Origin of the sequence: Mycobacterium sp. 23, assembly GCF_048287075.1 — a bacterium.
Taxonomy (GTDB): Bacteria; Actinomycetota; Actinomycetes; order Mycobacteriales; family Mycobacteriaceae; genus Mycobacterium; species Mycobacterium gordonae_B.
This window is the reverse complement of the sequence record NZ_JBLVUX010000005.1, coordinates 1,661,589-1,680,453: the sequence shown is the minus strand read 5'-3', so window position 1 is coordinate 1,680,453 and position 18,865 is coordinate 1,661,589. Positions and strand designations below refer to the sequence as shown.

Annotated in this window: 19 protein-coding genes; 15 read left to right on the top strand and 4 right to left on the bottom strand. The window is 68.1% G+C overall.

The features are described from left to right. Positions 1-11 precede the first annotated feature (11 nt). The 7 genes from frr (at position 12) to ACNQS7_RS08720 (ending at position 5,529) form a co-directional block, all read left to right on the top strand. The gene (frr, locus tag ACNQS7_RS08750) at positions 12-569 is read left to right on the top strand and encodes a ribosome recycling factor (protein ID WP_055577586.1); all 558 of its coding nucleotides are present in this window, start codon (positions 12-14) and stop codon (positions 567-569) included. A gap of 32 nt (positions 570-601) precedes the next feature. After that, positions 602-1,528: a phosphatidate cytidylyltransferase gene (locus ACNQS7_RS08745; RefSeq protein ID WP_418012248.1), complete on the top strand. Its 927-nt coding sequence runs from the start codon at positions 602-604 to the stop codon at positions 1,526-1,528. A gap of 15 nt (positions 1,529-1,543) precedes the next feature. After that, entirely contained in the window at positions 1,544-2,638 is a 1,095-nt protein-coding gene (gene rlmN / locus ACNQS7_RS08740; RefSeq protein WP_418012247.1) for a 23S rRNA (adenine(2503)-C(2))-methyltransferase RlmN, read from the top strand. 169 nt (positions 2,639-2,807) lie between these two features. Then, positions 2,808-3,308 carry a protein disulfide oxidoreductase gene (locus tag ACNQS7_RS08735; protein WP_418012246.1) on the top strand — a complete coding sequence of 167 codons (501 nt, stop codon included), beginning with the start codon at positions 2,808-2,810 and terminating at the stop codon, positions 3,306-3,308. A gap of 2 nt (positions 3,309-3,310) precedes the next feature. Next, on the top strand, positions 3,311-4,180 hold the full coding sequence (locus ACNQS7_RS08730) for a cytochrome c biogenesis CcdA family protein (RefSeq protein ID WP_418012245.1): 870 nt from the start codon (positions 3,311-3,313) through the stop codon (positions 4,178-4,180). A gap of 26 nt (positions 4,181-4,206) precedes the next feature. Next, positions 4,207-4,704 carry a histidine kinase gene (locus ACNQS7_RS08725; RefSeq protein ID WP_418012244.1) on the top strand — a complete coding sequence of 166 codons (498 nt, stop codon included), beginning with the start codon at positions 4,207-4,209 and terminating at the stop codon, positions 4,702-4,704. 21 nt (positions 4,705-4,725) lie between these two features. Next, positions 4,726-5,529: a DUF4097 family beta strand repeat-containing protein gene (locus tag ACNQS7_RS08720; protein WP_418012243.1), complete on the top strand. Its 804-nt coding sequence runs from the start codon at positions 4,726-4,728 to the stop codon at positions 5,527-5,529. On the opposite strand, the gene ACNQS7_RS08715 is transcribed toward ACNQS7_RS08720, so the two are convergent. The 4 genes from ACNQS7_RS08715 to ACNQS7_RS08700 all read right to left on the bottom strand — a co-directional run bounded on the left by ACNQS7_RS08715 (position 5,522) and on the right by ACNQS7_RS08700 (position 9,057). Then, a complete protein-coding gene (locus tag ACNQS7_RS08715; RefSeq protein WP_418012242.1) occupies positions 5,522-5,776 on the bottom strand; it encodes a DUF2631 domain-containing protein in 255 nt (84 codons plus the stop codon). The genes ACNQS7_RS08720 and ACNQS7_RS08715 overlap by 8 nt on opposite strands. A 116-nt stretch (positions 5,777-5,892) precedes the next feature. Next, entirely contained in the window at positions 5,893-6,471 is a 579-nt protein-coding gene (locus ACNQS7_RS08710; RefSeq protein WP_418012241.1) for a fasciclin domain-containing protein, read from the bottom strand. Positions 6,472-6,551: 80 nt separating this feature from the next. Further along, a complete protein-coding gene (locus tag ACNQS7_RS08705; protein WP_418012240.1) occupies positions 6,552-8,288 on the bottom strand; it encodes a cytochrome c biogenesis protein DipZ in 1,737 nt (578 codons plus the stop codon). Between the two features lie 94 nt (positions 8,289-8,382). After that, on the bottom strand, positions 8,383-9,057 hold the full coding sequence (locus tag ACNQS7_RS08700) for a fasciclin domain-containing protein (protein ID WP_055579263.1): 675 nt from the start codon (positions 9,055-9,057) through the stop codon (positions 8,383-8,385). Positions 9,058-9,189: 132 nt separating this feature from the next. Between ACNQS7_RS08700 and dxr the strand changes: the two genes are divergently transcribed. The 8 genes from dxr to ACNQS7_RS08660 all read left to right on the top strand — a co-directional run bounded on the left by dxr (position 9,190) and on the right by ACNQS7_RS08660 (position 18,858). Next, complete coding sequence (dxr, locus tag ACNQS7_RS08695) at positions 9,190-10,407, top strand: 1-deoxy-D-xylulose-5-phosphate reductoisomerase (RefSeq protein ID WP_418012239.1); 1,218 nt, start codon at positions 9,190-9,192, stop codon at positions 10,405-10,407. Between the two features lie 19 nt (positions 10,408-10,426). Continuing rightward, positions 10,427-11,641, top strand: a complete 1,215-nt coding sequence (locus ACNQS7_RS08690; protein ID WP_418012238.1) for a M50 family metallopeptidase — start codon at positions 10,427-10,429, stop codon at positions 11,639-11,641. 21 nt (positions 11,642-11,662) lie between these two features. Next, positions 11,663-12,835 carry a flavodoxin-dependent (E)-4-hydroxy-3-methylbut-2-enyl-diphosphate synthase gene (ispG, locus tag ACNQS7_RS08685; protein ID WP_055579260.1) on the top strand — a complete coding sequence of 391 codons (1,173 nt, stop codon included), beginning with the start codon at positions 11,663-11,665 and terminating at the stop codon, positions 12,833-12,835. 59 nt (positions 12,836-12,894) lie between these two features. Further along, positions 12,895-13,749: a GNAT family N-acetyltransferase gene (locus ACNQS7_RS08680; protein ID WP_418012237.1), complete on the top strand. Its 855-nt coding sequence runs from the start codon at positions 12,895-12,897 to the stop codon at positions 13,747-13,749. 169 nt (positions 13,750-13,918) lie between these two features. After that, entirely contained in the window at positions 13,919-15,727 is a 1,809-nt protein-coding gene (locus tag ACNQS7_RS08675) for a penicillin-binding transpeptidase domain-containing protein (protein ID WP_418015934.1), read from the top strand. A gap of 43 nt (positions 15,728-15,770) precedes the next feature. Next, complete coding sequence (locus tag ACNQS7_RS08670) at positions 15,771-16,355, top strand: DUF1707 SHOCT-like domain-containing protein (RefSeq protein ID WP_310786715.1); 585 nt, start codon at positions 15,771-15,773, stop codon at positions 16,353-16,355. A 66-nt stretch (positions 16,356-16,421) separates the two neighbouring features. Further along, positions 16,422-17,279: a type I methionyl aminopeptidase gene (gene map / locus ACNQS7_RS08665; RefSeq protein ID WP_418012236.1), complete on the top strand. Its 858-nt coding sequence runs from the start codon at positions 16,422-16,424 to the stop codon at positions 17,277-17,279. 79 nt (positions 17,280-17,358) lie between these two features. Then, positions 17,359-18,858 (top strand): cobyric acid synthase, encoded by a 1,500-nt coding sequence (locus ACNQS7_RS08660; protein WP_418012235.1) that lies wholly within the window; start codon positions 17,359-17,361, stop codon positions 18,856-18,858. Positions 18,859-18,865: the final 7 nt, after the last annotated feature.

Below are 18,865 nucleotides of genomic sequence, written 5' to 3'. Positions count from 1 at the left end.
GAGCGGCGCACGTGATTGACGAGGCTCTCTTCGATGCCGAGGAGAAGATGGAAAAGGCCGTATCGGTGGCCCGGGACGACCTCTCCACCATCCGGACCGGTCGTGCCAACCCCGGCATGTTCTCCCGCATCGCCATCGACTACTACGGCGCGATGACCCCGATCACCCAGATGGCCAGCATCAATGTCCCCGAGGCACGGATGGTGGTCATCAAGCCGTACGAGGCCGGCCAGCTGAATGCCATCGAGGCGGCGATCCGCAACTCAGACCTGGGAGTGAACCCCACCAACGACGGCACGATCATCCGGGTGGCCATACCGCAGCTGACCGAGGAGCGTCGCCGCGAGCTGGTCAAGCAGGCAAAGGCCAAGGGCGAGGACGCCCGGGTGTCGGTGCGCAACATCCGCCGCAAGGCGATGGAGGAGTTGCATCGCATCCGCAAAGACGGCGAGGCCGGCGAGGATGAGGTCGGGCGCGCGGAGAAGGACCTGGAGAAGGCCACCCACCAGTACGTCGCCCAGATCGACGATCTGGTGAAGCACAAAGAAGGCGAGCTGCTGGAGGTCTAGCGACCACCCCGCAGCCCAGTCCCTTGAAGTCCGTGGCCACCACCGATGCCGGCAACCCGTCCGACGAACCGGGTGACGTCTCCATCCAACCGGTGAAGAAGACCTCCCGAGCCGGGCGCGATCTGCCGGCGGCAATCGCGGTGGGTGCCAGCATCGGCGCCGTGCTCATCGCGACGCTGCTGTGGTTTCCCCATGTCTGGGTGGTGTACTGCGCCCTGGCCACCGTGGTGGCCAGCCACGAGGTGGTGCGGCGGCTGCGCGAGGCCGGGTATCTGATTCCGGTCATTCCGCTGCTGATCGGCGGGCAGGCGACCGTCTGGCTGACCTGGCCGTATCGTGCCGTCGGGGCGCTGGCCGGCTTCGGAGGCATGGTCGTGGTCTGCATGATCTGGCGGCTGTTCATGCAGGAGAAGTCGGCCGGCGAGGATCAGGTGGCGGGCGCCGACGGTGTGCCGCCGGCGAGGAACTACCTGCGCGACGTCTCGGCCACCGTTTTTCTGTGCGTCTGGGTCCCGTTGTTCGCGTCGTTCGCGGCGATGCTCGTCTATGACCCCAAGCACGGCCCGGGATGGGTGTTCTGCATGATGATCGCCGTCGTGTGTTCGGACACCGGCGGGTACGCCGTGGGGGCCTTATTCGGCAAGCACCCGATGGTTCCGATGATCAGCCCGAAGAAGTCCTGGGAAGGGTTCGGCGGATCGCTGGTCTTCGGCATCACCGCGACGATCCTGACGGCAACCTTCCTCGCCGGCAAATTGTGGTGGGTCGGCGCGCTGCTGGGTTTGCTGTTCGTCCTCACCACCACGCTCGGCGACCTGATCGAATCCCAGGTGAAACGAGATCTGGGGATCAAGGACATGGGCCGGTTGCTGCCCGGCCACGGTGGTCTGATGGACCGCCTCGACGGCATCCTGCCGTCCGCGGTGGCGGCCTGGACCGTGCTGACGCTGTTGCCCTGAGATACTGGACCGGTCATGGTCCAGGAGTTGGTGTTCGAGGCGCCCCGCCGCGGCAAGCCGCCGCGGCACCTGGCTGACCTCGATGCGGCTGGCCGCGCGGACGCCGTCGCGGAACTGGGGCTGCCCGGGTTTCGGGCCAAGCAACTCGCCAACCAGTACTACGGCCGGCTGATCGCCGATCCGCATCAGATGACTGACCTCCCCGCGGCGGCGCGCGATGCTGTGGCGACGAACTTGTTCCCCGTGTTGCTCACCGCGGCGCGCGAGGTCACCTGCGATGCCGGCCAGACGCGAAAGACGTTGTGGCGGGCGGGCGACGGCGCCACCGTCGAGTCGGTGCTGATGCGTTACCCGCAGCGCAACACCGTGTGCATCTCCTCGCAGGCCGGTTGCGGCATGGCGTGCCCGTTCTGTGCCACCGGCCAGGGCGGGCTGACCCGCAACCTGTCGACGGCCGAGATCCTCGAGCAGGTGCGGGCTGCGGCGGTCGCCCTGCGCGACGACTTCGGCGACCGGTTGTCCAACGTGGTGTTCATGGGCATGGGGGAGCCGCTGGCCAACTATTCGCGGGTGGTGGCTGCGGTGCGACGCATCACCGAGGCGCCGCCGTCCGGCTTCGGGATTTCGGCGCGCTCGGTGACGGTGTCGACGGTGGGCCTGGCCCCGGCGATCCGCAAGCTGGCCGACGAGCGGCTGGGGGTGACGCTGGCGGTGTCGCTGCATACACCCGACGACGAGCTGCGTGACACGCTGGTGCCGGTCAACAACCGGTGGAAGGTCAGCGAGGTACTGGAGGCGGCCCGCTACTACGCCGACGTGACCGGCCGGCGGGTGTCGATCGAGTACGCGCTGATCCGCGACGTCAACGACGAGCCCTGGCGGGCCGACCTGCTGGGTAAGCTGCTGCATCGCGCGCTGGGCGCGCTGGCGCATGTGAACTTGATTCCGCTGAACCCCACCCCGGGCAGCGACTGGGACGCCAGCCCCAAGCCGGTGGAGCGGGAGTTCGTCAGACGCGTTCGCGCGCAGGGTGTTTCGTGCACGGTGCGGGATACCCGCGGCCGCGAGATCGCAGCGGCGTGCGGACAGCTGGCCGCCGGAGGCGGGTAGCTGGAGCGCGCGCCGTTCGGCCTGCGGTGCGGACAGCTGGCCGCCGGTGGCGGGTAGCTGGAGCGCGCGCCATTCGGCCTGCGCGTGCGGACAGCTGGCAGCCGAGGATTTGAACCTTTCCCCGGCGTCAATACGTCGTCATAGCAAAGCCGGCGAACAGAGGTGTGCCATGAAACTGCATTTCCCCCTGAAGATGTTGATCGCCGCTGTCGCGGTCGCCCTGACGCTCGGCCTGGCGGCCGCCCCGCGCGCAACGGCCGCGGACGACCGCTTGAACTTCACCGGGACCACCCTCAGCGGTGCCCCGTTCAACGGCGCCACCCTGCAGGGCAAGCCGGCGGTGCTGTGGTTCTGGACGCCGTTCTGCCCGTTCTGCAATGCCGAGGCCCCCAGCCTGAGCCAGGTGGCCGCAGCCAATCCAGGCGTCACGTTCGTCGGCATCGCGGCCCATTCGGACGTTGGCCAGATGCAGGGCTTCGTGTCGAAGTACGGCCTGAACTTCACCAATCTCAATGACGCGGACGGCGCGATCTGGGCGCGCTACAACGTGCCGTGGCAGCCCGCCTGGGTGTTCTACCGCCCCGACGGCTCCTCCACGTTTGTCAACAACACCACCTCGGCCATGTCGCAGCAGGATCTGCAGGGCCGGGTCGCCGCCCTGACGTCTTAAGGGTGAACCACGCGCTGATCGGCTTGGCCTTCGCCGCCGGACTGGTGGCCGCGCTGAATCCGTGTGGATTCGCCATGCTGCCCGCTTACCTGCTGCTGGTCGTACGCGCTCGCCCATCGGCAAGCCCGCTCTCGGCCGCCGGGCGGGCGCTGGCCGCGACGCTGGGAATGGCGCTCGGGTTCATGACGGTCTTCGGCGTGTTCGGCGTGCTGACCATCGCTGCGGCGTCCACGGTGCAGCGCTACCTGCCGTATGTGACGGTGGTGATCGGGGTTGCGCTGACCGTGCTCGGCGCCTGGTTGTTGTCGGGCCGGGAGTTGACCGGGCCGGCGCCTTTCGGCCCGCGCTGGGCGCCGACCGCGCGGCTGGGTTCCTTCTACGGATACGGCGTCAGCTACGCGATCGCCTCGTTGTCGTGCACGGTCGGACCTTTTCTGGCTGTCACCGGAGCCGGGCTGCGCAGCGGGTCGGCGCTCGACGGAGTGGCGGTCTACGGCGCCTACATCGCGGGGTTGACGCTGGTCGTCGGTGCACTGGCGATCCTGACAGCAACCGCCCGCTCGACGGTGGTCGCCAGGATGCGTGCGGTCCTGCCGTTCGTCAACCGGCTCAGCGGTGTCCTCTTGATCCTGGTGGGCGCCTATGTCAGCTATTACGGCGTGTACGAGGTGCGGCTGTTCGGCGCGAACGCCAGCCCGGAGGACGCGGTGATCGCCGCCGCGGGCCGCCTGCAGGGCACGGTCGCCGGTTGGGTGCACACTCACGGCGCCTGGCCCTGGGTGTTCGTGCTGGCGATCGCGCTGGTCGGCGCGCTGGCAGGCACCTGGCGCCGGAGGCGCCGTGGCCGTGACACCACAACTGGTTGTACATGACACCAAAGTAGTGTCATCATGACACTGTGGATTTGCAGCCGTACATCGACACCGTCCGCAACGAGCTGCATCTGGCCGCCTCGGCGGCCGGCGCAGAGGCGCAGGAGCTGGCCGAGCGGCTGACCGCTCCGCTGGAATCCGCGCTGCGGCTGGCGCTGCTGGAAGCCCTGTCGGCGGCCGGCGAGGAGATCACCGGCGAACTGGCCCCGGGTTCGGTCGAACTTCGACTGCGGGGCCGGGATCCGGAGTTCGTCGTCACCACGCCACCCGACAGCGTCGACGACGCCCCAAACGCCCCGCTGGTCCCGTCCTTCGACGACGACGATGACCACGGAGCCACCTGGCGGGTCACCCTCCGGCTACCGGAGCGGTTACGGGCCTCCGTGGAAGCGGCCGCCCGCCGCGACGGTGCCTCGCTGAACAGCTGGTTGGTACGGGCCGCGGCCACCGCGGCGGCGGGCGAACGGAACACCGCCCGGCCGCCCCTTCGCAATGCGCACCGCCTCACCGGCTGGGCGCGCTGAACACTCACCAAGGAGAAAGCAATGTCGTTATTCACCACCCCGGATCCGATCAGCGTCCGAGTCGAGGCCGGCGCGGGATCGGTCCGGCTCAGTGCGACCGAGCGCGCTGACACCGCCGTGCAGGTGCGCCCGGACGATGAAACCTGCGACGCCGACGTATGGGCTGCCGAGCACGTCCGCGTCGAGTTCCGTGACGGCCGGCTGACGGTCTCGACCCCCAGACGCGCGCGGCACCGCGCCGGGGCCGTGCAGATCGAGGTCGCACTGCCATCCCGGTCGCGCCTCTATGCGACGCTGGGATCAGCGGATCTGCACGCCGAGGGCGAGTACAGCGATGTGCGGCTCGCGACCGCCACCGGAGACGTGGAACTCGAGGCGGTACGCGGAAAGCTGAAGGCGACCAACGCATCTGGATCCCTGGCTGCCCAGGCGATCGAGGGCTATGCGTCGATCGCGACGTCCTCGGGTTCAGTGCGTGTGGAAAAGCTCGATGGCGAGCTGAAGTTCAAGGGCGCCAGCGGAACGCTGTCCATCGACGCCATGTGCGGTGCCGTGAAGTCACGCACCGCCTCGGGATCGGTGATCATCGAATCCGGCGTCCGGGGCGTCGTCGATGCGCACACCAGCAGCGGAGAAGTGGCCGTCGGCGTTCCGAAGGGCACCGCCGTCCGGTTCGACATCGTCACCGGGTCCGGTATGGTCACCAACCGGCTGCAACCGGCCGACGGACCCGAGGGCGATGACGAGACCCTCGTCCTGCAAGTCCGCAGCGGGTCCGGCGACGTTCACATACACCGGGACCCGGTCGCCGCGCCGGCTACCTGAGCCAGCCGCGCCGGCGACCCCAGATGTCGCGGACCAGCACGAACAGCGACAGCGCGGCGAACCCGATCAGAAACCAGTCCTCGACGTGGCCGACGTGGTTACCGCGCAGCATCGCCAGCAGGAAGATGACGACGAAGATCCCGACGGCATGCCACGTGCGGTAGTTGATACGGCTCCAACCCCAGCGCGCGGACGGCACCTCGGCCTCGTCGACGCCGGCGTACGGCTCCACCTCAGTACTGGCCACGGCGATCCCTCCGGTTGTCACTCGGACTGACACTGCCTGAACATTCTGGCACAGGCCGTTCGTCCGCGGTCAGGTCTCCACCCGAAGGGATCGCCGCGACGCAGCTGCCGCAGCTGTCACGCAGGCGGCATCAGCACCGTGTCGATCATGTAGACCTGCGCGTTCGCCGTCGACACACCGCCGCAGACCACGCCGGCGTTGTTGACCCGCAGGTTGTTACCCATGCCGGTGACCGTCACGTTGGCGCCCTGCAAGGTCTTGTGGGTGCCGATCACCCGGCTGGGGCTGGCCTGCCCGCTGACCACGTGGTAGGTCAGGATGCTGGTCAGCAGATTCGAGTCGGTCTTGAGCTGCTCGATGGTGGCCGGCGGCAGCTTGCCGAACGCGGCATCGGTCGGCGCGAACACCGTGTACTGACCGCTGTTGAGGGTGTCGACCAGGTTCACCTGCGGATTGAGCTGACCGGACAGCGCCGACGTCAGCGTGGTCAGCATCGGGTTGTTGGCCGCCGCCTCGGTGACGGGAACCATCGACATGCCCTGCACCGACGCGGGTCCGGTGGGGTTGGCCGCGGCGTAGTCCGCGCATCCCGGACCGACCAGGTCGCTGGCCGCCGCGGTCGGAGCCAGCGCAACGCCGCAGGACATCAGCGCCGCTGCGAAACCAGCTGCTGCCATTGAGGTTTTCGTCTTCATGATTAGTTGCTCCTCGTAGTTGAGTGCCGTGAGACCCCTGACATCAAGGCATTCGGAGCCAACGAATGTCCGGATGGGCGTCAGCCGTAAGTGAAGGAGAAAACCTGCAGCCCCTTGCTGGGGTGCACCTCGATGGTTCCCGACGACTGGCTGGGGTCGGCAACGATCTGATGCGACGTCGGCGGGCCGTCGACCGCCACGCTGGTGGGCTTGCCGTTGCGGGTCACCGTGAGCGTGCCGGTTCCGCCGACCACGACGTAGATGTCCTTGGCGTGGTAATTGAGCCTGATGGCCGAGTCGTCGCCGGTTGCCGTGGCGCCCTGGTAGTCCAGCGCCCAAGGGCCGCTCAGGGCGAAGCTGTCGGCGGCGAGGTTGGGCGGATAGCGGAACGTCTGGGCGCCCTCGTCGTACTCGCCGCCACCGCCGTAATTGACGGCCTTACCGACGGCGAAGTAGGTCTCGGCAGTGGTGATCGCTTTCGGCGTGAGGTCGGGCGCGCCGACGGGGCCGGGCAGCGTGACGCCGGGTCTGGCATCGGCGAGCAACTGCCTGATCAGCTGTTCGGTGTCGTCGTAGCCGCCCTCGCCGAACTTGAGATGCCGCACTGTGCCGTTGGCGTCGATCAGGTACTCGGCCGGCCAGTAGCGATTGCGGTAATTCGTCCACGTCGAGTAGTTGTTGTCCAGTGCCACAGGGTATTTGATCCCCAGATCGGCCGCGCCCTTGGCGACGTTCTCCGGCACCTTCTCGAACGCGTACTCCGGGGTATGGACACCGATGGCCTCGAGGCCGGCGTCCTTGTAGGCCTGATACCAGCCGACCACGTGCGGGATGGCCCGTTGGCAGTTGATGCACGAGTAGGCCCAGAAGTCGATCAGAACGACCTTGCCGCGCAACGATTTCAGTGCGATGGACTGGTTGCCCGGCGTGTTCAGCCAATTGGTGATGCCCCGCAGATCAGGTGCGGGGCCGCAGTTCTCGAGCTTGGTGCCGCCCTGGGTGCAGTTCGACAGGGCCATGTTCTGGTCGGTGACGATGCCACCGAGCTTCTCCTGAACCTGGCTGGATCCGCCGACCTTCTCCTGCAGGGATGCGGTGTAGTCGGGAATGGCGCGCTGCAGCACGGCCGGAAGGTCGAACACCAGCGCCACCGCCAGCAGTATCGTCACGATTCCCGCGCCGATCCGGATCTCACGCTGGCGTCGCCGAAACGCGCTGACCCGCTGCGCGATTCGTTGGCCGGCCAGCGCGAAGAACAGCAGCGGCAACGCGGCGCCGACGGCGAACGCGGCGGTGAGCACCACGGTTCCGGCGCCGATCTGCGCGGTCGCCCCGGCCACCACGATCGCCGCCAGGACCGGCCCCGCGCACGGCACGTACAGCACCCCCAGTGCCAGGCCGAGGCCGAAACCGTTTCCGCGCGTGGCGATCTGCTTCTGCGGGATGCGGGAGAAAGGCCGCTCGAGCAGCTGCTCGAAACGCGGGAAGATCAGACCGGCCCCGATGGCCACCAGCGCGACGAGCGCCACCCAGCGGATGGCGTCCTGCGGCAGGTGCAGTGCCGAGAGCAACGCCGAGCCGAGCAGCGTCACCACACTGAAACTGAGCACCAGGCCGCCGATCACCCGATAGGGGCGCGACGCCTCTGACCGGGTCGGTTTGGCTTTGACCGCGACCCCGACCGCGCCGGCAGCCGGCGCCTCGCGCGCGGTGCTGTTCGCACCCGAGAAAAAGATCACCGGCAGCACCGGCAGGATGCACGGTGAGATGCCGGTGATCAGACCGCCGAGAAAGCCGATCAGCGCCAAGGTCCACATGTCAGTTATTCGGCACGGCGGCGGTCCCGGATTGGTTCAACGCCAACGAAAAAGGCAGCCCACCTGGGGTGGGCTGCCTTCGTCCGGAGAGATGTCACTGACCAGGGGGCATCAGCACGGTGTCGATCATGTAAACCGTGGCGTTCGCGGTGTGCACCCCGCCGCACACCAGGCCCGAGGTGTTGACCTTCAGGTCGTTACCGGCCCCGGTCACCGTCACCTCGGCGCCCTGCAACGTCTTGTGGGTGCCGGCCACCTTGGCCGGGCTCGCCTGCCCGTTGACCACGTGGTAGGTCAAGATGCTGTTGAGCAGCTTGGCGTCGGTCTTGAGCTGGTCGAGGGTGGCCGCCGGCAGCTTGTCGAAGGCGGCGTTGGTGGGCGCGAACACGGTGTACTGCCCGCTGTTCAGCGTGTCCACCAGGTTCACCTGCGGGTTGAGCTTGCCCGACAACGCCGACGTCAGCGTGGTCAGCATCGGGTTGTTCGACGCCGCCGTCGCGACCGGGTCCTGCGCCATTCCGGCTACCGACCCGGGGCCGGTGGGGTTCTGCGCCGCGTATTCCGAGCAGCCGGGACCGATCAGGTCGGCGGCGGGGTCGGCCTTGGCGGACGACGGCGCCGAGCTCGGCGCGGCAGAGACGCTCGCGGAGGTTGCGCCGCTGCTGGTGCCCTGCGACGCAGGCTTGCTGCTGGAACATCCCGCGAGCCCCGTGATCGCGATCGCCGCGAGAGCCGCTGCTGCCACTGACCTGGCCTGAGTATTCATCACGTGTCAATTCCTTTGCTAGGGAACGCTTTTGTGGTGACGACGGACGCCGCCATTCGTGCCGTACATGAAGTCATTCGGAGTGAGGGCGATCACGGATGGGTGCGATTTCGAAAAGGGCGGCACAATAGGTGGGTGACTTTTTCGGGTGACGGGCAGGACGGGCAGGACGGGCAGGCTCCCGTCGAGCGGGTGCGCGTACTGGTGCTCGGCAGCACCGGCTCCATCGGTACCCAGGCCCTGGAGGTCATCGCCGCCAACCCCGACCGGTTCGAGATCGTCGGCCTGGCCGCCGGCGGCGGCAACCTCGACACGCTGCTGCGCCAACGTGCCGAGACCGGGGTCACCAACATCGCCGTCGCCGACGCTGCGGCCGCCGAGCGGGCCGGGGACATCCCGTTTCGCGGCCCCGACGCCGTCACCCGGTTGGTGCAGGAGACCGAGGCCGACGTCGTCCTCAACGCCCTGGTCGGTGCGCTCGGCCTGCGCCCGACGCTGGCCGCGCTGGAATCGGGCGCCCGGCTGGCCCTGGCCAACAAGGAGTCCCTGGTGGCCGGCGGCCCGCTGGTGCTGCGGGCGGCCCGGCCCGGTCAGATCGTGCCGGTGGACTCCGAGCACTCCGCGCTGGCGCAGTGCCTGCGCGGCGGGACGCCCGACGAGGTCGCCAAGCTGATCCTGACCGCCTCCGGGGGCCCGTTCCGGGGCTGGCCGGCCGCCGCCCTCGAGGACGTCACGCCCGAACAGGCCGGCGCGCATCCCACCTGGTCGATGGGCCCGATGAACACGCTGAACTCGGCGTCGCTGGTCAACAAGGGGCTCGAACTCATCGAGACCCACCTGCTGTTCGGCATTCCCTACGACCTGATCGAGGTCGTCGTCCATCCGCAGTCGATCATTCACTCGATGGTGACCTTCACCGACGGCTCCACGATCGCCCAGGCCAGCCCGCCGGACATGAAGCTGCCCATCTCCCTGGCCCTGGGCTGGCCGCACCGGGTGCCCGGAGCGGCCACCTGCTGCGACTTCTCCACCGCCTCTACCTGGGAATTCGAGCCGCTGGACAGCGAGGTGTTCCCGGCCGTGGAGCTGGCGCGTCAGGCCGGGGGAACCGGAGGCTGCATGACGGCCGTTTACAACGCGGCCAACGAAGAAGCGGCGGAAGCGTTCCTGAAAGGACGGATCCCATTTCCTGCCATCGTCGCCACCATTGCCGACGTGCTGCACGCTGCCGACCAATGGGCCGCGTCACCAGCTACCGTGGATGACGTACTCGAGGCGCAGCGCTGGGCCCGCGAGCGGGCTCAACAGGCGATGGCAACACCGGCGTCGGTCAGAGTCTCGGGCATGGCGTGAGAAAGGTCGTCACAGACAGATGATGTTCGTTATCGGCATTGTGCTGTTCGCACTCGCCATCCTCATCTCGGTCGCCCTGCACGAGTGCGGCCACATGTGGGCCGCCCGCGCCACCGGCATGAAGGTGCGTCGCTACTTCGTCGGTTTCGGCCCGACGCTGTGGTCCACCCAGCGGGGCGAGACTCAGTACGGCTTCAAGGCCATCCCGGCTGGCGGCTTCTGCGACATCGCCGGCATGACGCCGGTCGAGGAGCTGGCTCCCGACGAGCAGGACCGCGCGATGTACAAGCAGGCCACCTGGAAGCGGGTCGCGGTGCTGTTCGCCGGTCCGGGCATGAACTTCGTCATCTGCCTGGTGCTGCTCTACGCCATCGCGCTGGTCTGGGGCCTGCCCAACCTGCACCCGTCCGACAAGGCGATCGTCGGGGAAACCGGTTGTGTCGCTCAGGAAATCAGCCAGGGCAAGCTCGACAAGTGCGACGGTCCCGGACCCGCGGCGCTGGCGGGCCTCCGTCCCGGTGACGTCGTCGTGAAGGTCGGCGACACCCCGGTGAGCACGTTCGAGGACATGGCTACCGCGGTGCGCAAGATGCACGGCACGGTGCCGATCGTCGTCGACCGCGACGGCAAGACCATCACCACCAACGTCACCGTCGAGTCCACCCGCCGCTATGTCCCCACCGGGCAGAGCAACCAGCTGGAGCCGGCCAACGTCGGCGCCATCGGTGTCGGCGCTCCCCGCAACGAACCCACCCGGTACAACGTGCTGTCGGCCGCGCCGGCCACCGTGGTCTTCGCCGGCCAGTTGACCGTCGAGGTCGGCAAGTCGCTGGCCGCCATCCCGACCAAGGTCGGCGCGCTCTTCCACGCGATCGGCGGCGGGCAGCGCGACCCGCAGACGCCGATGAGCGTGGTCGGCGCCAGCATCGTCGGAGGCGACACCGTCGACCACGGACTGTGGGTCGCGTTCTGGTTCTTCCTGGCGCAGCTGAACCTGGTGCTGGGGGCCATCAACCTGCTGCCGTTACTGCCATTTGACGGCGGCCACATCGCGGTGGCGGTGTTCGAGAAGATCCGCAACGCCATCCGCACCGCCCGCGGCAAGGTGGCCGCGGCGCCGGTGAACTATCTCAAGCTGATGCCGGCGACCTACGTGGTGCTGATCTTCGTAGTCGGCTACATGCTGCTGACCGTCACCGCTGACCTGGTCAACCCGATCCGGCTCTTCCAGTAACAGAGAGAAGGCGAACAGACAGTGACCATTGGCCTGGGCATGCCGCAACCCCCGGCGCCCACGCTCGCTCCCCGGCGTGCCACTCGTCAGCTCATGGTCCGCGACGTCGGCGTCGGCAGCGACTACCCGATATCCGTGCAGTCGATGTGCACGACCAAGACCCACGACGTCAACTCGACGCTGCAGCAGATCGCGGAATTGACAGCGGCAGGCTGTGACATCGTCCGGGTGGCCTGCCCGCGGCAGGAGGACGCCGACGCGCTGGCCGAGATCGCCCGGCACAGCCAGATTCCGGTGATCGCCGACATTCATTTCCAGCCGAAGTACATCTTTGCCGCCATCGACGCCGGATGCGCCGCGGTGCGGGTGAACCCGGGCAATATCAAGGAGTTCGACGGCCGGGTCGGCGAAGTCGCCAAGGCGGCCGGCGCCGCGGGCATCCCGATCCGCATCGGTGTCAACGCGGGCTCGCTGGACAAGCGGTTCATGCAGAAGTACGGCAAGGCCACCCCGGAGGCGCTCGTCGAGTCGGCGCTGTGGGAGGCCTCGCTGTTCGAGGAGCACGGGTTCGGCAACATCAAGATCAGCGTCAAGCACAACGACCCGGTGGTGATGGTCGCCGCCTACGAGCAGTTGGCGGCCCAGTGTGACTACCCGCTGCACCTTGGCGTCACCGAGGCAGGCCCGGCGTTCCAGGGCACCATCAAGTCCGCGGTGGCCTTCGGAGCGCTGCTCTCGCGCGGCATCGGCGACACCATCCGGGTGTCGTTGTCGGCGCCGCCGGTGGAGGAAGTCAAGGTCGGCACCCAGATTCTGGAGTCGCTCAACCTGCGGCCGCGCAAGCTGGAGATCGTGTCGTGTCCGTCCTGCGGACGCGCCCAGGTCGACGTCTACACGCTGGCCAACGAGGTGAGCGCCGGTCTGGACGGTCTGGAGGTGCCGCTGCGGGTCGCGGTGATGGGCTGCGTGGTCAACGGGCCGGGCGAGGCCCGCGAAGCCGACCTCGGAGTGGCGTCGGGCAACGGCAAGGGGCAGATCTTCGTCAAGGGCGAGGTGATCAAGACCGTGCCCGAAGCGCAGATCGTCGAGACGCTGATCGAGGAAGCGATGCGGCTCGCCGAGGAAATGGGCCTGGAAACAGAAGACGATCCCGGGACGGCAGCGAGCGGTTCGCCTATTGTGACCGTAAGCTGATAGGGGCCAAGCGGGTAGGTTTTTAATGGCCCTCAGTTCGCACCACAGAGAGTTATGAGATGTCGGCTCCGCCCATCTTGCGCCTTGTCGGCGAGAGACGGGTTTCGGTGGTGCGCGACGCCGCTGCCGTGTGGCGGGTCCTGGGTGACAACCCGGTCGAATCCTGCATGGTGGCCGCGCGGGTCGCGGACTACGGCGTCGAACCCAATTCCATCGGCGGAGAACTCTGGACCCGGCGCGCCCCGGAGGAATCGCTGTGTTTCGCCGGTGCCAACCTGATCCCGCTGCGGGGCAATCTGATTGACCTCAATGCGTTCGCCGATGAAGCCAAGAGCACGGCTCGCCGGTGCTCGTCTCTCGTCGGCCGGGCCGACCTGGTGTTGCCGATGTGGCAGCGCCTCGAGTCCGCCTGGGGCCCGGCACGCGATGTGCGCGACCGGCAGCCGCTGATGGCGCTCGACAGTCATCCCAACTGCACGCTCGACCTCGAGGTGCGCCAGGTGCGGCCCGAGGAGATCGACGCCTACCTGGTCGCCGCCGTCGACATGTTCATCGGCGAGGTCGGGGTGGACCCCCGGCTGGGGGACGGTGGCCGCGGCTACCGGCGCCGGGTGGCCAGTCTGATCGCCGCCGGACGGGCCTGGGCGCGCTTCGAGCACGGACAGGTCATCTTCAAGGCCGAGGTGGGATCGCAGTCGCCGTCGGTCGGCCAGATCCAGGGAGTCTGGGTTCATCCGGAGCGGCGCGGCCTGGGCCTGGGCACCACCGGCACCGCGACGCTGGCCGCCGTGATCGTGGGCAGCGGACGCATCGCCAGCCTGTACGTCAACGACTTCAACACGGTGGCCCGGGCCGCCTACGCGCGCGTCGGGTTCAAAGAAGTCGGCACGTTCGCCACCGTGCTGCTGGATTAGTCGCGGGTTGGCGGTTCGTTTCCGCGAGTGGAACCGCACTGCGAAAATCGGCGCTCGAAATCGCAGCCTCGTTCCGCTCGCAATGGCATGCCGCGGATAACGGTCCGGTCTCGGTGTGTCGGCACCGACGCGGCGGCCACGGTCCATAACATCAGTACCGATGGTCACAATCTTCTCACGAACAACACTGGCAACATCCGTCGCAGGCCTGTTGCTGGCTCTGGTCGTACTGCCGGGCTGCACACCGAAGCCCGAAGGACCAGGCCCGGCCGCCGAGAGATTTCTGGCGGCGCTGTCCGTCGGTGACACCGCGACCGCCGCCCAGCTCAGCGACAACCCCAACGAGGCGCGCGAGGCGCTCAACGCCGCCTGGGCCGGCCTGCAGGCCACTCATCTGGACGCGCAGGTGCTGAGCTCGAAGTACGCCGAGGACACCGGGACCGTCGTGTACCGCTTCACCTGGCACCTGCCGAAGGACCGAACCTGGAGCTACGACGGGCAACTGAAGATGGCCCGCGACGAGGGGCACTGGCAGGTCCGTTGGGCCACCACCGGGCTGCACCCGAAGCTGGGGGAGCACCAGACGTTCGCGCTCCGCGCCGACCAGCCGCGGCGGGCCTCGGTGAACGAGCTGGGCGGCTCCGATGTGCTGGCGCCCGGTTACATCTACAACTACTCGCTGGACGCCACCAAGGCCGGACCCGACCTGATCGGGACGGCCCACGCCGTCATCGATGCGCTGCATCCGTTCAACGACACCCTTAACGATCCCCAGCTGCTCGCCGAAACGGCCAGCTCGGCGACCACGCCGATCGACCTGGCCACGCTGCTGCCCGACGACAGCAACCGGGTGTTCCCGGCCATCGGTCAGCTGCCCGGCGTCGTGATCACCCCGCACGCCGAGCTGTTGGCGACCGATCCGCACTTTGCGCCGGCGGTCATGGCCGAGGTCAAGAAGTCGGTCGTCGATCAACTCGACGGCCAGGCCGGATGGCGGATCGTCAGCACCAACCAGAACGGTGTCGACGTCGCGGTGCTGCACGAGGTCGAAGGCTCGCCCGCGCCGTCGGTGACGATCACCCTGGACCGGGCCGTGCAGAACGCCGCTCAGCATGCGGTGGACACCCGCGGCGGCAAAGCGATGCTGGTCGTGATCAAGCCCTCGACCGGCGAGATCCTGGCGGTCGCGCAGAACGCCGGCGCGGACGCCGAGGGCCTGCTGGCGACCACCGGCCTCTACCCACCCGGGTCGACCTTCAAGATGGTCACCGCGGGCGCCGCCGTCGAACGCGACATGGCCACCCCCAACACGATGGTCGGCTGCCCGGGGCACATCGACATCGGCCATCGCACCATTCCCAACTACGGCGGCTTCGATCTCGGCGTGGTGCCCATGTCCCGCGCCTTCGCCAGTTCCTGCAACACCACGTTCGCCGAACTGAGCGCCAAACTGCCACCGCGCGGACTGACCCAGGCCGCCACCCGCTACGGCATCGGGCTGGACTACCAGGTCGAGGGCATCACCACCGTGACCGGCTCGGTACCGCCGACGGTCGACCTGACCGAACGCACCGAGGACGGATTCGGCCAGGGCCGGGTGCTGGCCAGCCCGTTCGGCATGGCCCTGGTGGCGGCCACCGTTGCCGCCGGCAAAACGCCGGTACCGCAGTTGATCGCGGGCCGGCCGACCACCGTCGCCGGCGACAACACCCCGATCAGCCCGAAGATGGTCGATGCGCTGCGCCCGATGATGCGGCTGGTCGTCACCAACGGCACCGCCAAGGAGATCGCGGGCTGCGGCGAGATCTACGGCAAGACCGGGGAAGCCGAATTCGCGGGCGGGTCGCACTCCTGGTTCGCCGGGTACCGCGGTGACCTGGCCTTCGCCGCCCTGATCGTCGGCGGCGGCAGTTCCGAATACGCCGTTCGGATGACCAAAGTGATGTTCGACTCGCTGCCGCCGGGCTACCTGGCCTAACGCGATCGCCGACCCGCAACAGCGGTAAGTTGCGAAGGTGAGCATGACGGGGCCGGGCGGCGACATGGCGCCGATGCGGGTGTCGGACGCCGACCGCAACGGCACCATGCGCCGCCTGCAGAACGCCCTGGCGCTCGGCCTGATCAACATCGACGAATTCGAACAGCGCACCCGCCAGGTGTCCTACGCGCGCACCCGCGACGAATTGGACACGCTGGTGGGCGACCTGCCCGCGCCGGGGGCCATCGTCACCTCGGCGACCGACCGGGTGGAACTGCGGGGCTGGGCCGGCTCCCTGAAGCGCCACGGGGAGTGGACGGTGCCCACCCGGCTTTCCCTGGTGCGCCGGTTCGGGTCGATCGACCTGGACCTGACCAAGGCCCGCTTTGCGGGTCCGGTCGTGGTCATTGAAATCGACATGAAGTTCGGCTCGCTGAACCTGTGGCTGCCCGAAGGTGCCAGCGCGTCGATCGACAACGTCGAGGCCTACGTGGGCAGCGCCTCGGATCGCCGCAAGGACCCGCCGGCGGAGGGCAATCCGCACGTCGTCCTGAGCGGTCAGTTGGTGTTCGGCTCGGTGGTCATCCGGGGCCCGCGGCGGACGTTGTTGCGCCGTCCGCGGTTCTGAGTGGCGGGACGGTGAGCCGCCTGCGCTCGGCGGCACTACCGCCGCGGCATCGTTAAGCTAGCTGCCATGCCTGTTCGAACTGCGCTGTCTCCCGGCGTGCTGTCCCCGACGCTGCCGGTGCCCAAGTGGATCGCGCGCCCGGAATATGTCGGCAAGTCCACCGCCAAAGAGGGCTCCGAGCCGTGGGTGCAGGAACCCGAGGTCATCGAGAAGATGCGGGTGGCCGGTCAGATCGCGGCCCGGGCGCTCCAAGAGGCGGGCAAGGCCGTCGCACCGGGCGTCACGACCGACCGACTCGACCGCATCGCGCACGAGTACATGGTCGACAACGGCGCCTACCCCTCGACGCTGGGCTACAAGCATTTCCCCAAGTCGTGCTGCACCTCCCTGAACGAGGTGATCTGCCACGGCATCCCCGACTCGACGGTGATCGAGGACGGCGACATCGTCAACATCGACGTCACCGCCTACATCAACGGAGTGCACGGCGACACCAACGCGACGTTCCTGGCCGGTGACGTGTCCGAGGAGCACCGGCTGCTGGTCGAGCGGACCCGCGAGGCGACCATGCGGGCGATCAAGGCCGTCAAACCGGGACGGCAGTTGTCGGTGGTCGGCCGGGTGATCGAGTCGTATGCGAATCGGTTCGGCTACAACGTGGTTCGCGACTTCACCGGTCACGGCATCGGCACCACGTTCCACAACGGGCTGGTGGTGCTGCACTACGACCAGCCCGCTGTGGAGACGGTCATCCAGCCGGGGATGACGTTCACGATCGAGCCGATGATCAACCTGGGCGCGCTGGATTACGAGATCTGGGACGACGGCTGGACCGTGGTCACCCGGGACCGCAAGTGGACCGCGCAGTTCGAGCACACGCTGCTGGTCACCGACACCGGCGCCGAAATCCTCACCCTGCCGTGACCCCGGTGGCGCGAGCAGACGCAAAATCGCCCCTTTTCGGCACGAAAAGGGCGATTTTGCGTCTGCTCGCCGCACCACGGTGAGCGGGGCGCTGCTGGTTGCGGGCACCAGCTCGGATGCCGGGAAGTCCATGGTGGTCGCGGGGCTGTGCCGTCTGTTGGCGCGCCGCGGAGTTCAGGTCGCCCCGTTCAAAGCACAGAACATGTCCAACAATTCCGCCGTCACCGTCGAAGGCGGCGAGATCGGGCGCGCCCAGGCGATCCAGGCACGCGCGGCCGGCCTGGAGCCCAGCGTGCGGTTCAATCCAGTGCTGCTCAAACCGGGCAGCGATGGAACCTCGCAATTGGTTGTCCGCGGCAAAGCCACCGAGTACGTCAGTGCGGCAAGCTATTTCCGCCATCGCGACCAGGTGGCCGGCGTCGTACTCGACGAATTGCGGGGTTTGCGCCACGAATTCGACGCGGTGATCTGCGAGGGCGCCGGATCGCCCGCCGAAATCAACTTGAGGGCAACCGACATCGCGAACATGGGCTTGGCCAGGGCCGCGGATCTGCCGGTTGTGCTGGTCGGCGACATCGACCGCGGCGGCCTGCTGGCGCACCTGTTCGGGACGGTCGCGGTCCTCGACCGCGATGACCAGGCACTCATTGCGGGCTTTATCGTCAACAAGTTCCGCGGTGACCGCGCGCTGCTGGAGCCCGGTCTGGTGCAGCTGGCGGAACTGACCGGCCGGCCCACCTACGGGGTGCTGCCGTACAGCGAGCGACTCTGGCTCGACGCCGAGGACTCTCTTTCGGTCGTAGCGCACCGCGTGGTCGGCACCCCGGAACCGCCGCGCGGCGAGCAGTGGCTGAGAGTGGCGGCCGTCCGCCTGCCACGCATCTCGAATTCGACCGATGTCGAAGCTCTGGCTTGTGAACCCGGTGTCCTGGTGCGGTGGGTCACCGAGGCGGCCGATGTGGCCGACGCCGACCTGATCGTGCTACCGGGCAGCAAGGCCACCGTCGCCGATCTGTCCTGGCTGCGGGAACGCGGTCTGGCAGCGGGAATCGCCGACCACGCCGCGGCTGGTAGGCCGGTGTTGGGCATCTGCGGTGGCTTCCAGATGCTGTGCCGCAGCATCGACGACACGGTGGAGTCGCGGGCCGGAGCGGTGCGCGGCCTGGGGTTGTTGGACGCCGACATCGAGTTCGCCGCGGCCAAGACGCTGTGTCGCTGGCGAGAGCCGCTGGCCGGCTACGAGATTCACCACGGACAGCTGGCCCGTTGCGCCGAGACACCGTGGTTCGGGGCCGATTGCGAAACTGGGATCCGCCGCGGCGAGGTTTTCGGCACCCACTGGCACGGCCTGCTCGACAACGACGATTTCCGCCGGAGCTTTCTGAGCGGGGTCGCCGGCGCCGCCGGCCGCGACGGGTTCACGGTCGCCGACGACACGAATGTCGCTGCCCGCCGGGACGGCCAACTGGACCTGATCGCCGATCTACTGGCCACCCACCTCGACGTAGAGGCGGTGCTGGGTCTGCTCACCGGTCCGGCGCCGCGGCAACCTCATCTCGTCAGCGAGCTACGTTCCTAGCTGCCGC